This is a genomic window from Planococcus antarcticus DSM 14505, from assembly GCF_001687565.2.
Classification (GTDB): Bacteria; Bacillota; Bacilli; order Bacillales_A; family Planococcaceae; genus Planococcus; species Planococcus antarcticus.
This window is the reverse complement of record NZ_CP016534.2, coordinates 1045981-1059918: the sequence shown is the minus strand read 5'-3', so window position 1 is coordinate 1059918 and position 13938 is coordinate 1045981. Positions and strand designations below refer to the sequence as shown.

The following is a 13938-nucleotide window of genomic DNA, read 5'->3' as shown; positions in this document are numbered from 1 at the left end:
TAATGAGGAGATGATTAACTGAAGGATGTGAGTTCCATGAACGAGAAACCTAGTATTGAAGAAGGCCAGAAATTGCCGATGACCATTAAACGGCTTGGCATTAACGGCGAAGGCATCGGCTATTTTAAGCGCAATGTGGTATTTGTACCGGGAGCTCTTCCAGGTGAAGAAATTACTGCGCAAGTAACTCTGGTCAAGCGTAATTTTGCACAAGCACGCATTGTCAATATCCATACCGCTTCTACGCACCGCCAGACACCGCCTTGCCCAATTTATGAAGCATGTGGCGGCTGTCAATTGCAACATATGACTTATAACCAGCAGCTAGTTGAAAAGAGAGATCTTGTCTTGCAGGCATTGGAACGCTACTTGAAAGGCACGAAAGTTCGTGTTGAGAAAACCATCGGCATGGAAGATCCGTGGCGTTACCGTAACAAAAGCCAATTCCAGACGCGCCTGAAAGGCTCGAAAGTTATCGCTGGATTGTTCGCAGAAGGTTCTCATCAACTTTTAGATATTGATGAATGCATCGTTCAGCACCCTGATACAACGGTAATTACGAACGCAGTCAAACGAATTTTGGAAGAATTGAAAATGCCGATATACGATGGCAAGACGATGAAAGGCATTATCCGCACCATCGTTGTCCGCACCGGCGTAAAAACTGGTGAAATCCAATTGGTGCTGGTGACGACACGTTCGAAGATTCCACAAAAAGAATTATTAATGGAACGTCTAAAAAAGATTGATACCAATTTAGTATCGATCGTCCAAAACATTAATAAAGAAAAGACTTCTTTGGTTTTCGGGGACGAAACTGTCACATTGTTTGGCAAAGATACCATTCACGAAGAGCTGGGTGAACTGGCATTCGATCTGTCAGCGCGTGCCTTCTTCCAACTCAACCCGACTCAAACCGTGAAACTATACGATGAAATCAAACGCGCAGCTGAATTAACCGGTAAAGAAACAGTCGTCGATGCTTATTGTGGCGTCGGAACGATTGGACTTTGGTTAGCGGACAGTGCCAAAGAAGTTCGCGGAATGGACGTTTTACACGAAAGTGTCGTCGATGCAAAAGCCAATGCCAAAGCACAAGGCTATACGGCGAAGTACGTCACAGGTACAGCTGAAAAATGGCTGGAGCTTTGGAGCAACGAAGGATTCGTGCCTGACGTGCTAACAGTGGATCCACCGCGCACAGGGCTCACTGATTCACTGTTGCAAACCATTTTAAAAGTAAAGCCAAAACGCTTTGTCTACACGTCATGCAACCCTTCCACGCTGGCAAAAGATTTGCAGCAATTGACCAAAATCTACCGCATTGAATACATTCAACCGGTTGATATGTTCCCACAAACTGCGCAAGTGGAATCAGTAACAAAATTGGTATTGAAGTAAGAAAAGCGCAAGTTGCCTTGTAAATTCGACGGGCGTCAGACGCTCAGGCAGCGGTGTTTTTCAGCCGCACAGCTAGAGTGGCTTACGACCCTAGAATCTGGCAGCTGGAGCTAGACAATAAAAAAGCTGGAGCAGAGAATTTTACTCTCTGATCCAGCTTTTTTGTCGGCTTACTTTATACAACATCTGTCCTTGTCGTATTGCCTTTCAATGCAATCAGCATCAAAATCAGCAACAGAATACCGGCGATCAGCAATAAGAAGCTGAATCCTCCCGAGTATTCAATAAACAGGCCACCCAGCGATGGCCCTGCCAGGCTCCCGATACTGAACGCGATTCCGCACAGTAAATTGCCCGTCGGCAATAGATCTTTCGGCATCAAGTCCGCCATATACGAAATGCCAAGCGAAAACGTAGAACCGACAAACATGCCGGCTAGTGCAAAAAATCCTACAGTTAGCCAGGGATTGGATTCGTAGAAGCTGGCTATGGTAAATACAGCTGCTCCCCCCGCCAGAATTAGCAGGAGGACTTTCCTTCTGCCGATTCGATCACTTAAATTTCCCAATGGCAGTTGTGTTGCAATCGCCCCCGCTGAAAAAGCTGCCAGCATGATGGAGACCATACCTACTTCCATCGACTGGCGCAAAGCGTAGACCGGATAAATCGCGTGGAGTGAGGCTTCAAGAAAACCATAACCAAGCGGAGGCAAAAACGCGACCCACGCAATGAGCAAAGCTGCTTTAAAACGCCCCAATGTTCCTTTCGCAGTCATGGAACCTCCAGAGAATTCCGGAAAGTCATTCTTCAACAAGAAAACCAATGACCAAGCTGCCAGACAAAGCAACCCTGAAACGATGAATGGCAAAGCTTCAAACACTTCTACCATCGGCACAAAAAGAGGGCCTGCTCCAAAACCGATACTGAAAGACATACCGTAAATAGCGATATTGCGTCCCAAACGGTGTTGCGGCGACGTACTCGTAATCCAAGTTTGAGTTGAAAAGTGCAATGCTTGGTCACCGATGCCAATTAAAATGCGGAGTACAAACCAAAACATCACCGATTTCCACAATGGAAAAAAAAGTAAGGAAAGGATAACCAATCCCCCTCCGACTAAAATCAGTGGCTTGTAGCCGAACTTTCGCAATTGTGGCTCCATAAATGGAGCAATTACTAACGTACCTATGTACAAACCGGTGGCACTCAGGCCATTCAAAGCAGATGAGACACCATCTTGCTCAAAAATAACCGCGATTAGCGGCAGCAGCATCCCCTGCGAAAAACCGGATATGGAGACGATGGTCACTAGAATCCAAAACCGACCACGCTCACTTTTTAAGAAATTCTTCATGATGCCTCCCTGAATAAGCACGTTTTTTTGTATTTAATAAGAATTCAGATACAATTCTAACATAGGAGGCGTTAGGGATGAATTATTCAATGAACGAAAATGGCTTTACAGGGCATTTGCCCTTTGGTGAGCTTCAAATTTCGAGCAACGAAGAGCACGGTTTCCGTCCGTATCAACTCTTGGTTTCGTCGTTAGCAGTATGCAGCGGAGGGGTCATGAGGAAAGTGCTTGAAAAGATGAGAATGCCTGCTGAAGATATTCAAATTGAAGTAAAAGAAATTGTGCGCAATGAAGAAGAGGCTGACCGAGTGGAGAAAGTTCACCTGCACTTTGTAATCACTGGGGATATCAACGAAGAAAAAATGCCCCGCATTTTGGAATTGACCCGGAAAAATTGTTCAATGGTGCAATCGGTCCAAGATTCTATTGAAATCATTGAAACCTTCGAAATCCATTAACGATCATAAAAGGCTCATAGCGTATCTGATGTCAGATTGCGGATGAGCCTTTATGTTTTATATACAGTTAAGTTATCTTTCATAATCCCATTTTCGGCTAAGACACCGATGAAATGTGCGAACCCCCTCCTTTGAATTTGCTGATGTTGTGGTTTGGTTTCGCTGATTCCCTTCGGCCTCCCCTCTCTATTGATTAAGTTTAACTTAACACAAACTTTAAATTAAGTAAATATTCAAAATATAAAAACCAGTAAAATAATTAGTTCTACCTATAGTTATTGAAATTGTCCCCATTATCCGTTACGATTAACATGCGAAATGAGGTGTATCAAGTGGGGAAATCCATTACCAACAAAGAACAGCAGGTCTCTTATATGAAACAACGCTTAAGCATGTTTTTGGAAGTACTAGATGCTATTGAACCTGAAAACACGGAACTTGAAGATATTGATCGCTTAATCGCGATGGTCGATGACTTGGATGACAAGATGAAACAATTCCAGGGTCGCCCAGCTGAAAAACAATGAGCAGAAAATCCGTTGCCGGACAGGCAATGGATTTTTCTTTTGCCTTTTACTTTAGGGCAAGCTTCTCTATTACTCAGAAATAATGTGATAGACTACAGAATAATAGAAGTTTAATTTTTTCCTTCTGCACCTACGTCCTTTAGAATTTTAAATTCGACAAATGGATCCAGAAAGGCAGGTGCCACTCATGCTATTTTTAAAAACACATATCGAATTGATTGCCTCGTTGTTTTCAGGATTTTTAATTGTCATCGCTTTTATATTAGACCTACAACAGTATTCCACTTATTCAGTCATTATCTTTTTACTAGCTTTTGTAATTGGTGGCTATGCCAAAGCTAAATACGGCATATTGAAAACTTTAGAAGATAGACAATTAAATGTTGAAATCTTAATGATTTTAGCAGCAGTCGGCTCTTCTATCATTGGTTATTGGGCAGAAGGCGCCATCCTGATTTTCATCTTTTCTTTAAGTGGCGCGCTAGAAACATACACAATGAACAAAAGTCGCAAAGAAATCACTTCCTTAATGGAACTGCAACCCGAAGCCGCTTGGCTGATTAGAGAAGGGCAAACGGTGCGGGTCCCTCTAAACGAGCTGAGCACAGGCGACCTTATTGTCGTAAAACCGGGTGAACGGATACCGGTGGATGGCGCTTTGCACATCGGCCAAACCGCTGTAGACGAATCTGCCATTAGCGGCGAAGCTCTTCCTGTCTCAAAGTATGAAGAAGATGAACTATTTGCAGGGACAGTCAATTTGTCAGGGGCCATCACGATGGAAATGACCAAGCCCAGCTCTGAAACCATGTTCCAGAAAATTATCGACTTGGTTCAATCTGCACAAAGCGAGAAATCTCCTTCCCAGCAATTTATCGAACGCTTTGAAGGTCGTTATGTAAAAGTTGTGCTTGTCATTTTTGTACTCATGTTGTTTGTGCCACATTATCTTTTTGTTTGGGATTGGAATACGACTTTTTACCGGGCCATGGTCCTGCTGGTAGTGGCTTCGCCTTGTGCTCTTGTCGCTTCTATCATGCCTGCTACGCTTGCTGCTATTTCCAATGGAGCTAAAAGCGGCGTCATCTTCAAGGGCGGTATGCATCTCGAGAACTTAAGTGTGGTCCGAGCCATCGCTTTTGATAAAACCGGCACATTAACGCGGGGCCAGCCCGAAGTTACGGATTTTGTCATTCGAAAAGGAGCGGATCCTCAACTTGCGATGGCCAGAATTGCTGGAATCGAGTCTCAATCCAATCATCCGCTAGCCAAAGCCATCAATGATTTTATCGTATCAAAAGGTATTGTTCCGTTGCCAAACCTATCCATTGAAGATGTCCCGGGCAATGGCTTAAAAGCAACTATTGACCGGGAAGAATTTCTCGTTGGAAAACCTAAGTTTGTAGATGAACAGCTGGCAGAAGAATTTGAAAATGGACTTTTGACGAAACTGGCCAACCAAGGAAAAACAGTCACTTTCGTTCGTGACAATGACGGAATACTTGCGGCCATGGCATTGAAGGATACGGTCCGTGATATCACCAAATCAACAATTAAAGAGCTGCAAAAAGTAGGCATCTACTGCATCATGCTAACGGGTGATAACCGCAAAACGGCAGCCGTTATTGCCAAGGAAACAGGCGTCGATGATTATATTGCCGAATGCTTGCCGGCAGATAAAGTGAAAGAGTTGAAAAAACTGCTGGAAAAATATCAGTACGTGGCCATGACGGGTGACGGTATAAATGATGCTCCTGCGCTGGCGACGGCAACGACCGGCATCGCCATGGGTGCAGGGACCGATATTGCTCTGGAAACTGCTGATGTCATTCTGATGAAAAACGATTTATCGCGCATTGCCTACTCAATCCGCCTTTCTCGAAAAATGCAGCGCATCGTGAAACAAAACATCTTCTTTTCAGTTTCTGTCATCATTCTCTTGATTATTTCTAATTTTTTCCAAGTCATCACCTTGCCGATTGGCGTCATTGGCCACGAAGGTAGCACGATTTTGGTCATTTTAAACGGCTTACGCATGCTCAATCGAAATGTATAGAAAAAGGCATCCTGAATTGGTAATCATTCAGGATGCCTTCTTTTTTTAAAATGCCGACGTTCTTTCATCACTGCGTTGATCTGTCCACCAATTATCAATAACATGGCTGAGATATAGAGCCAGAGCATCAAGATAATAACCCCACCAATACTGCCATAAGTAGCTGAAAAGTTACCGAAATTACTGACATAAATTGAAAATAGATAGGAAGTCAACAGCCAGCCGATTGCAGCAAATGCTGCTCCTGCCAGAACGCTCAAAATGTTCATCTTCACATTCGGAGCTAGCCAGTAGATAATTACACAGGCAACAAATGTGATGATCGCCGGAATGGTGAAGCGGATTGAACTCCACAGAGCAAGAAATCCTTCTTCCAATCCTAGAAACGAAAAAATCAGCAATCCAAGCTGCTCACCGAAAACGGGCAAAGCCAAAGCAACTATTAAAATAAAAATCAACAAAATGGTCATCAAAATCGACATTCCCCGTGCGATTAGGAGCGGGCGATTTTCCATTACTTTATAAGAAAGATTTAAAGATTTGATCAAAGCATCCATACCTAAACTTGCCGACCAAATCGTCGCTAAAATACCAAATGATAACAATCCGGTGTTTTGATTCGTCAAAATTTCTTCCAGTGTGCTCTCAATCAGTAAATAAACCTCTGCCGGAACAACTTCTTCCATGAAACTATAAATTTGATCTTGCGATAAAGACAAATACGGCAACAGGGTTACCAGGAAAATCAGCAAAGGAAAAATTGACAAGAGGAAAAAAAACGCCAACTGTGCTCCAAGTCCTGGCACGTCGACGTCTTTAATCCGCTGAAGCAATTCTTTCAGAAAACCTTTCCCCGTAGTCACATCATAATTGACTGAATGATCAAGGTCTTGGTTCTTTTGCTGTCCTGCAGGTTTCATAGGAGTAATCGGATTACGACCGATTCCCGGGATTTGAGTTCGTGCCAGACTGATTGCCTGTCCCGGAGTTGTTATTTGATGTTGAAGAGTTGTTATTTGACGACGAATTGTTGTTTGATTCTGAAGAGGAATCCGTATCATCTGTCAAAGATGAACTCGGAGAAGGATTGTCTTCTTTCACCGCTGACATTACATCGTCCTTCGTTTCAAGGACTGCCTCTTTTGTTTCCATAAATGCCTCTTTTGTTTCCAGTGCCATTTCTTTCACTTGTGGAGACATTTCCTTCAACTCATTTACTTTGCTGCCCACATAAGATGCATCTTCAGAAATGCGTGAATACAGATTTTGTGCTCTTTCAGCCTGATGCTGGAAAGCCTGCACCAATTCATCTCTGTTTGAAGCATAATATTTTGCATTGTTAGTTGCTTTTTTTGATTTCTGCACAACGTCGTTTCTTGTATTACTATCAAGTAGTGAGACAATAATCCCCACTGCTGCTCCTACTAATAAACCTGTCATCAATTTGTTTTGGCTCATCCTTAAATTCCTCCCAGTATAAAATATGTTTTTCACATCTGTTAGGAATTTTCCCTAATCTTTAAAAATCTAAACACTTAAATAAAAGTTATTTTTTAAAATAGCTTGACTATATTGAAAAAGTTTCGGAATATTATGTTTATAGGAGGTTTTAAAGAAAGAAAAGAAGAGAAAAAGGGGGAGTATTAATGGCACAGATCGAAGAACTATTGGGCACTGTCAGCGGTTACGTATGGGGACCGCCTTTATTGATTTTATTAGTAGGAACTGGAATTTTTTTAACTATCCGACTCGGCGTTCTGCAGATCCGTCTATTGCCTTACGCCTTGAAATTGGTCTTCACCAAAAACACGGACACAACCTCTAAAGGGGACATCAGCCATTTCCAGGCACTTTCCACCGCAATGGCGGCGACAGTCGGGACCGGTAATATCGTCGGTGTTGCAACAGCGGTCATTCTCGGTGGACCGGGTGCTGTCTTCTGGATGTGGTTTTCTGCATTCTTCGGGATGGCCACTAAGTATGGAGAGGCTGTACTGGCAGTCAAATACCGTGTGGTCGATGCCAAAGGCCAGATGGCTGGAGGACCGATGTACTATCTTGAACACGGATTGAAACAAAAATGGTTGGCAGTTCTTTTTGCCATCTTCGGCGCGATTGCCGCTTTCGGAATCGGCAACGGTACACAATCAAACTCTGTTGCTTCCGTAGTCCGCGATACATTCAGTGTTCCAACATGGATTACAGGAATCATTCTAACAATATTTACTGCTTTGGTACTGCTCGGCGGCATTAAGAGCATTGGCCGCGTCACTTCATACTTTGTTCCTTTTATGGCGCTATTCTACATAATCGCAGGAATTATCATTATGATTTTCAATATGGATCTAATTCCTGGTGCTTTAGCCACAATATTTAGTGCGGCATTTACAGGTGAAGCCGCAGTCGGTGGTGCTATCGGTGCGGCTATTCGATATGGTGTAGCGCGAGGCGTGTTCTCCAACGAAGCAGGACTAGGATCTGCTCCGATTGCAGCAGCTGCTGCAATTACAGATCTTCCGGGACGTCAAGCGCTGGTTTCCATGACACAGGTATTTTTCGATACGATCATCATCTGTTCAATTACAGGCGTTACAATTGTTATGTCTGGTCTTTATACAGATGAGTCACTTGAGGGAGCTGCATTGACAACAGCTGCCTTCGAACAATTCCTGGGAGGTGCAGGTCCGATCATCGTAGCTATCGGCTTGATTTTCTTTGCATCTTCCACTATTATCGGTTGGTCGTATTACGGAGAAAAATGCTTCCAATATTTGTTCAAGAATCCAGCATTGCTAATTGTTTATCGTATCGCTTTCGTGTTGATGGTTTTCGTCGGGGCAACGGTTTCACTGGATGTTGTCTGGACATTCTCTGATGTCATGAATGGTTTGATGGCGTTCCCGAACTTGATCGGACTTCTTGGTCTATCTGGCGTCATTGTCTACGAGACAAAACGTATCATTGCCAAAATCAAAGAAGAAAAAGAAGCCGAACGAGCTGGAAATTGACATTACATTTGAATAATGAAATGATAAAGCATACCCATCCGAAAGGCAGGAACTTATCATGGACTTATCAAAACCTTCTACAGAAAACGTCAGTTATATGATTGAAGAAATAAAAGCGAAATTGCGCATGGTCAATGTTGATGCAATGAAAGCTGAACATTTCAACGCTTCACAATACGAAGATTTGCATGAACTTTATGAAATGGTCTCCACTCGGGACAAGTTCAGTACGAGTGAAATGCAAGCCATTGCCACAGAACTTGGTTCATTACGGAAATAAGACAGTCAAAATCCCCTGAAGGGTAACCTTTCAGGGGATTTTGATTTTGTAGCATTAAAAGTTCATCTTATGCCTGTCGGAGCAAAGCGGTCGTTTCAGCTTTTCTTTGTCCAGCTTCAGAAGCCAGGTTCTCGGGTCATAAGTCATCCCGGCTGTGCGGCTGGAAACACGCCGCTTCGCCAGTCTGTCTTATGCCTGTCGAACCTTAACGGCTTCCTCAGCTTTTCTTTGTCTAGCTTCAACGACCTGCCCCTCGGGTCATAAGCTGTCCTTCCTGTGCGGCAAAGTTCGCCGCTTCGGAAGTTCATCTTATGCCTGTCGGAGCAAAGCGGTCGTTTCAGCTTTTCTTTTCATAATGCACGACGTACCAGCCGCCTTCTTTTATGACGGTTTGGATGCTGAGTAGTTCGAGTCCTGCTTGTTCTCCCCACTCGGCTAATTCTTCACGCTCAGGCAAACGGTATAAGTTATCGAATGACGAGAAAAAGCTATTAAAGACATTAGCGAAAGGTGGGCTATCACTGCCTCCAGCAATGGGTGTGATTACGGATAACATTCCCTTTTCTTTCACCCAGCTAGCCAGTTCATTAAATAGTTCTTGGCGTTTTTCGAGGTCGATATAGTGGATAACGTTATTCATCATGACCATATCCTGCGGCTCGGCAGGTTTGTATTGCCAAAGATCAGCGTTTTCAATGGAGATATTCTGATTTTCTTTTGTCAGTTTTTTCGCGACTTCTGTTACGGAAGGGCTGATTTCGATTCCAGTGAAATGTGTATTTGGAAAACGTTCCGCTAATTTTTTAATATAACCCCCTTCACCACAGCCAATATCTAACACTGTATCAGCTGCTGTTTCTTTCAGACGCCTTGTTATTTTTGGCAAAGCCAATACTTCTAGCAATCGACTTGTTTCCGCCACAGTTGGTGCATGCTTTTCTTCATCGTAATGCAAACGTTCTTGTTTACGCATCATATCGGGATAACTCAAAAGCGTTGGAATATGTAATTCCATCATTTCTTTCAGCAGAACGCCTGAGGAATTATTGCCTTTGGGTTTTGGTAGTTTCCAAGCATTCCACGTTTTGTAGCGTTTTCTTCCTGATTCTTTCAAATGCCCGATTGATACCCCCACGCTCACCCATTGATTCAGCAAGTCTTCGTCCAATTGCAGTGCATCCGCTACATCGTGTTTAGTTACCGGACGTTCAAAGGCTTTAAACAAATCTAGTTCATAGCCCACATACGCATGCCAGCTGTATAAAAATGGTTCGTTACGCTTCATATACATTCTTGCTTTAAACATCTTCATAACATCAATCATTTGAGTCCCTCCGTTTTCCATGGATAATCGTCTTCCGGTGTATAATACTTCATTTCTTTCGTATCCTCTGTCAAATTTTTCATACGGACTGGCATAATTCCTCCTTGAATAAAGCGATCACGGAAATTTTCTTTCCACATGCCAAGCCCTGAAACATTCAGCATCTGTTTAAAATGAAGAATCGGATCCTCCTCCATGCGATCAAATGTCCGCTGTCGTATATAGCTCACCGGTTTGAATGGAAACGAATAAGCAAGTGCTGCTAAATGGCTCAGCTGAATAACATGCTCTGCACGTTTGTAGCGGACAGTTTCATACCATTTTAAATTACCTTGATCCATTTTGCTTTCTTCGAATATATCTGCTGTCAGTTCACCAAGAATATCGGCATCCTGAATTGCCATATTCATGCCCTCCCCTGCCATCGGGTGGACAGCATGGCTGGCGTCACCAATAATAGCCTTGTTGCCTTTCACGTAAGAATTAGCATGGTACATGACGGGAATCATCAATTGGATTTTTTTCCAATCGGTAAGTTGTTGGACATATCCATCTACCGCAGGAGCCAAATCTGTATATAGTTTGTGAAAGTGACGAATTGGCTTTTCTTTTAATAGCTTGTAATCTCCTGGTGGAATTAAATATACACTACGAACTTGGTTATCCGGTAATGGGAAAAGTCCTAAAAAGCGGTTATATGTAGAAATAATTTTACCATCAGTAAAATCTTCGGCTCGCGGGAAAGTGACCGTTAAAAAATGATGGTTGTACGTAGTTTGTTTTACTTCAATTTCCATCGCTTTACGTGTGACGGAAGAACGGCCTTCAGCTCCAAAGAAAAATTTGGCTTCTACTTCGAATTTCTCTGTACCTTTTTGAAGTAACGCTGTGTTTTCTCCATATCCTTTGCAGGCAGTGCCTTTTAAATAGTGAAAATTTCCAAACTCACATGCTGCATTTAAAATGACTGACTTCAACTCTTCATGATGCATCATATAAGCAGCATTATACTTTCCTGGCAACACACTATAATCCATGAAAGCTTGATCTTTTACTTGCAGGGAGCTTGAAAGTTCAAGCATATCTAACACTTTAATCTCGTTAGAACGATCACTTATCTGCTTGTATAATCCGAGGCTATCGAATACCTGCATGCTTTTTGGCTGAAGGAGCTCCCCCTTATAGGTAGGTGCCTTGACAGCCATCCGTTCGGCGAGGACTACATCGATGCCGCGCTTTACCAATTTCAATGCCAGCGTCAATCCACCGATCCCACCCCCGCCAATGAATACGTCAGTTTTCATCTGCGTCATCCCCTTCTTTCTCCTTACCCTATCTTTAGGACACTGAAAACCCTTTAAACCTTTCCTACAAAAAAAGAAGCCCACAAATGGACTTCTCTTCACAATTCATTCTTAAAGTTGGTTATATGCTACAGCGAGCTCTGCTCCTACTTTCGCATTATGCTTGACCAATTCAATATTAGCGACCAAACTTTTTCCTTCAGTCAATTCCTTAACTTTCCCTAGAAGGAATGGCGTAACTTCTTTGCCAGAAATGCCGTTTTCATTCGCTTCAGCCATAGCCAGGGCAATGATACCGTTGATGAATGACTCTTCCAAGGCATGTTCTGCAGGAATTGGATTGGCGATAACTACTCCACCTTTTATTCCTAAATCCCATTTTGCTTTCAGGACTTGCGCGAGCTCTACTGCATTGTCGCTGCGGAAAGTTAGATCGAAACCACTCGAGCGTGTATAGAATGCAGGCATATCATCTGTTTGGAATCCAATGACCGGTACCCCTTTTGTTTCTAGGTATTCCAATGTCAACCCGATATCCAGAATAGATTTTGCACCCGCGCAAACGACAGCAACTCCAGTATTCGATAACTCTTCCAGATCTGCTGAGATATCCATTGTCGTCTCAGCCCCTCTGTGTACCCCGCCGATGCCACCTGTAGCGAAAATACGGATGCCTGCAAGTTCTGCACAAATCATCGTTGCTGCGACAGTTGTAGCTCCGATTTTTTTTGTGGCGATTAATTGACCAATATCTCTTCTTGAAACTTTAGCAACTCCAGGCGTATTGCCGAGCAATTCCAGCTCTTCTTTAGACAAACCAATTTTAATCTTGCCGTCCATAATTGCAATGGTTGCAGGAACTGCTCCATTATCACGGATGATTTGCTCGACCATACGAGCCGTTTCGACATTCTGCGGATAAGGCATACCGTGTGAGATGATCGTCGATTCAAGTGCCACAATCGGTTTTTTGCCCTCTAGTGCTTGTTGTACTTCAGTTGAATAAGAAATTATTGATGTCATTGTAATTCCTCCAGTTCTTTTTGTAGTTGTACCGATGTTAGTTCATGACGAACAGTCGCTTTGCTTTCCAATGTTTTGGCTGCATTGACCATACCTGTATGAATAACAGTTTCAAACCCTTGATCATTCATCACACTATGGATAATGGCACTGGAAAATGCATCTCCAGCTCCCGTTACATCAGCGACTTGATGGACTTGCATCGAATGGTAATGGCGGATGCCAATGGAATTCCCCGCTATCGCTCCATCTTTCCCTCCTGTGACGACCACCGCTGCCGCTCCCATATCCAGAAGCTGTTGAACGGCCAGATGCCAGTCATCTTTTGAATCAATCGGCATCTGCAGATACTTACTTGCTTCGTCCCGATTCAGGATCAACCAGCTGATACCTGTCAAATCATTGCTCAGACGATCCATTTTTGGAGCAGATACCGGAATAACAGCTAGCGGGATTTTATTGGTAAAAGCCAACTGCCGAACATATTCTACGGTTTCGAGCGGACAATTTAGATCGATTACGAGAAAAGCAGCTGACAACAAAGTACTGTCATTTTTAGAGATAAGCTCCGGCGTCAAGAAATCGTAGATCTTCATATCAGCCATTGCCAGCAGCATTTCGCCATCCGGCTCCAAGATCGCCGTATACGTTCCTGTCGAAAGCCCGTCAATGGCTTTTGTTAATTCAGTTGACATGAACAGGCTTGAAGCTGACTCGATCACATTCCATTCCGGATCATTGCCGACAATAGACAAGAGTTTGACTGAGTGGCCAAGCCGTCCCAGATTCTCGGCAACATTTCTTGCCACACCACCGACACTGCCGGTAACTGATGACGGATTTGAGGTCCCCATCTGCGCCGGCTGATCGATCAAGAATTTTCTATCCACATTGGCGCCACCGATACAAATAATTGTTTTTTCTTCTGGCAATACGTACGCGCGTCCCAGAATCTTGCCTTGGCGCATCAGATTCGAAATAAAGTTAGCCAGCGATGGCCTAGACATATTCAAACGTTCCGCCATTTCCTGTTGAGACAAGTACGGATTTCGCCGAATCAATTCCAGTATTTCTACTTCTTTCTGATTCATTTTACCACCCCCGCCCAAACATTTGTTTAAATCATAAACTTTTATAATAAAAAAAGCAAGAAAAATAATGTTTCGAATATCGTTACAAATCATTGCAGGCTGTGACTGAAAA

13 protein-coding genes are annotated in these 13938 nt (G+C 43.2%); 6 read left to right on the top strand and 7 right to left on the bottom strand.

All coding sequences use genetic code 11. The features are described from left to right. Positions 1-36: 36 nt before the first annotated feature. Positions 37-1401, top strand: a complete 1365-nt coding sequence (gene rlmD / locus BBH88_RS05190; protein WP_006830874.1) for a 23S rRNA (uracil(1939)-C(5))-methyltransferase RlmD — start codon at positions 37-39, stop codon at positions 1399-1401. Between the two features lie 175 nt (positions 1402-1576). On the opposite strand, the gene BBH88_RS05185 is transcribed toward rlmD, so the two are convergent. Further along, a complete protein-coding gene (locus BBH88_RS05185; protein ID WP_065537146.1) occupies positions 1577-2755 on the bottom strand; it encodes an MFS transporter in 1179 nt (392 codons plus the stop codon). Positions 2756-2832: 77 nt separating this feature from the next. Here BBH88_RS05185 and BBH88_RS05180 point away from each other — a divergent pair, with 77 nt between their 5' ends. The 3 genes from BBH88_RS05180 to BBH88_RS05170 all read left to right on the top strand — a co-directional run bounded on the left by BBH88_RS05180 (position 2833) and on the right by BBH88_RS05170 (position 5796). Next, the gene (locus BBH88_RS05180) at positions 2833-3213 is read left to right on the top strand and encodes an OsmC family protein (protein WP_006830876.1); all 381 of its coding nucleotides are present in this window, start codon (positions 2833-2835) and stop codon (positions 3211-3213) included. Between the two features lie 332 nt (positions 3214-3545). After that, entirely contained in the window at positions 3546-3740 is a 195-nt protein-coding gene (locus tag BBH88_RS05175) for an SE1561 family protein (protein WP_154669129.1), read from the top strand. A 187-nt stretch (positions 3741-3927) separates the two neighbouring features. Next, positions 3928-5796 (top strand): heavy metal translocating P-type ATPase, encoded by a 1869-nt coding sequence (locus tag BBH88_RS05170; protein WP_006830878.1) that lies wholly within the window; start codon positions 3928-3930, stop codon positions 5794-5796. 23 nt (positions 5797-5819) lie between these two features. Here BBH88_RS05170 and BBH88_RS05165 read toward each other — a convergent pair whose 3' ends face one another. Continuing rightward, complete coding sequence (locus BBH88_RS05165) at positions 5820-6716, bottom strand: YihY/virulence factor BrkB family protein (RefSeq protein WP_006830879.1); 897 nt, start codon at positions 6714-6716, stop codon at positions 5820-5822. A gap of 13 nt (positions 6717-6729) precedes the next feature. After that, positions 6730-7254: a YtxH domain-containing protein gene (locus BBH88_RS05160; RefSeq protein ID WP_006830880.1), complete on the bottom strand. Its 525-nt coding sequence runs from the start codon at positions 7252-7254 to the stop codon at positions 6730-6732. Between the two features lie 188 nt (positions 7255-7442). Here BBH88_RS05160 and BBH88_RS05155 point away from each other — a divergent pair, with 188 nt between their 5' ends. Further along, positions 7443-8804 (top strand): alanine/glycine:cation symporter family protein, encoded by a 1362-nt coding sequence (locus tag BBH88_RS05155; protein ID WP_065537148.1) that lies wholly within the window; start codon positions 7443-7445, stop codon positions 8802-8804. A gap of 58 nt (positions 8805-8862) precedes the next feature. Then, positions 8863-9084 (top strand): DUF1128 domain-containing protein, encoded by a 222-nt coding sequence (locus BBH88_RS05150; protein ID WP_006830882.1) that lies wholly within the window; start codon positions 8863-8865, stop codon positions 9082-9084. A 337-nt stretch (positions 9085-9421) separates the two neighbouring features. Here the strand turns inward: BBH88_RS05150 and BBH88_RS05145 are convergent, their stop codons facing one another. The 4 genes from BBH88_RS05145 to BBH88_RS05130 all read right to left on the bottom strand — a co-directional run bounded on the left by BBH88_RS05145 (position 9422) and on the right by BBH88_RS05130 (position 13826). Beyond that, on the bottom strand, positions 9422-10408 hold the full coding sequence (locus tag BBH88_RS05145) for a class I SAM-dependent methyltransferase (RefSeq protein ID WP_006830102.1): 987 nt from the start codon (positions 10406-10408) through the stop codon (positions 9422-9424). Then, entirely contained in the window at positions 10405-11712 is a 1308-nt protein-coding gene (locus BBH88_RS05140) for an FAD-dependent oxidoreductase (protein ID WP_065537404.1), read from the bottom strand. The genes BBH88_RS05145 and BBH88_RS05140 overlap by 4 nt, the downstream gene beginning before the upstream one ends. A gap of 111 nt (positions 11713-11823) precedes the next feature. After that, on the bottom strand, positions 11824-12735 hold the full coding sequence (locus BBH88_RS05135; protein ID WP_006830104.1) for a pseudouridine-5'-phosphate glycosidase: 912 nt from the start codon (positions 12733-12735) through the stop codon (positions 11824-11826). Further along, positions 12732-13826 (bottom strand): carbohydrate kinase, encoded by a 1095-nt coding sequence (locus tag BBH88_RS05130; protein ID WP_006830105.1) that lies wholly within the window; start codon positions 13824-13826, stop codon positions 12732-12734. Before BBH88_RS05130 ends, BBH88_RS05135 begins: the two co-directional genes overlap by 4 nt. Positions 13827-13938 lie beyond the last annotated feature (112 nt).

Excerpts from the sequence above, each read along its gene's own strand:
- rlmD (WP_006830874.1), top strand. The coding sequence starts at position 37 with ATGAACGAGAAACCTAGTATTGAAGAAGGCCAGAAATTGCCGATGACC.
- BBH88_RS05185 (WP_065537146.1), bottom strand. The coding sequence starts at position 2,755 with ATGAAGAATTTCTTAAAAAGTGAGCGTGGTCGGTTTTGGATTCTAGTG.
- BBH88_RS05180 (WP_006830876.1), top strand. The coding sequence starts at position 2,833 with ATGAATTATTCAATGAACGAAAATGGCTTTACAGGGCATTTGCCCTTT.
- BBH88_RS05170 (WP_006830878.1), top strand. The coding sequence starts at position 3,928 with ATGCTATTTTTAAAAACACATATCGAATTGATTGCCTCGTTGTTTTCA.
- BBH88_RS05165 (WP_006830879.1), bottom strand. The coding sequence starts at position 6,716 with ATGAAACCTGCAGGACAGCAAAAGAACCAAGACCTTGATCATTCAGTC.
- BBH88_RS05160 (WP_006830880.1), bottom strand. The coding sequence starts at position 7,254 with ATGAGCCAAAACAAATTGATGACAGGTTTATTAGTAGGAGCAGCAGTG.
- BBH88_RS05155 (WP_065537148.1), top strand. The coding sequence starts at position 7,443 with ATGGCACAGATCGAAGAACTATTGGGCACTGTCAGCGGTTACGTATGG.
- BBH88_RS05150 (WP_006830882.1), top strand. The coding sequence starts at position 8,863 with ATGGACTTATCAAAACCTTCTACAGAAAACGTCAGTTATATGATTGAA.
- BBH88_RS05145 (WP_006830102.1), bottom strand. The coding sequence starts at position 10,408 with ATGATTGATGTTATGAAGATGTTTAAAGCAAGAATGTATATGAAGCGT.
- BBH88_RS05140 (WP_065537404.1), bottom strand. The coding sequence starts at position 11,712 with ATGAAAACTGACGTATTCATTGGCGGGGGTGGGATCGGTGGATTGACG.
- BBH88_RS05135 (WP_006830104.1), bottom strand. The coding sequence starts at position 12,735 with ATGACATCAATAATTTCTTATTCAACTGAAGTACAACAAGCACTAGAG.
- BBH88_RS05130 (WP_006830105.1), bottom strand. The coding sequence starts at position 13,826 with ATGAATCAGAAAGAAGTAGAAATACTGGAATTGATTCGGCGAAATCCG.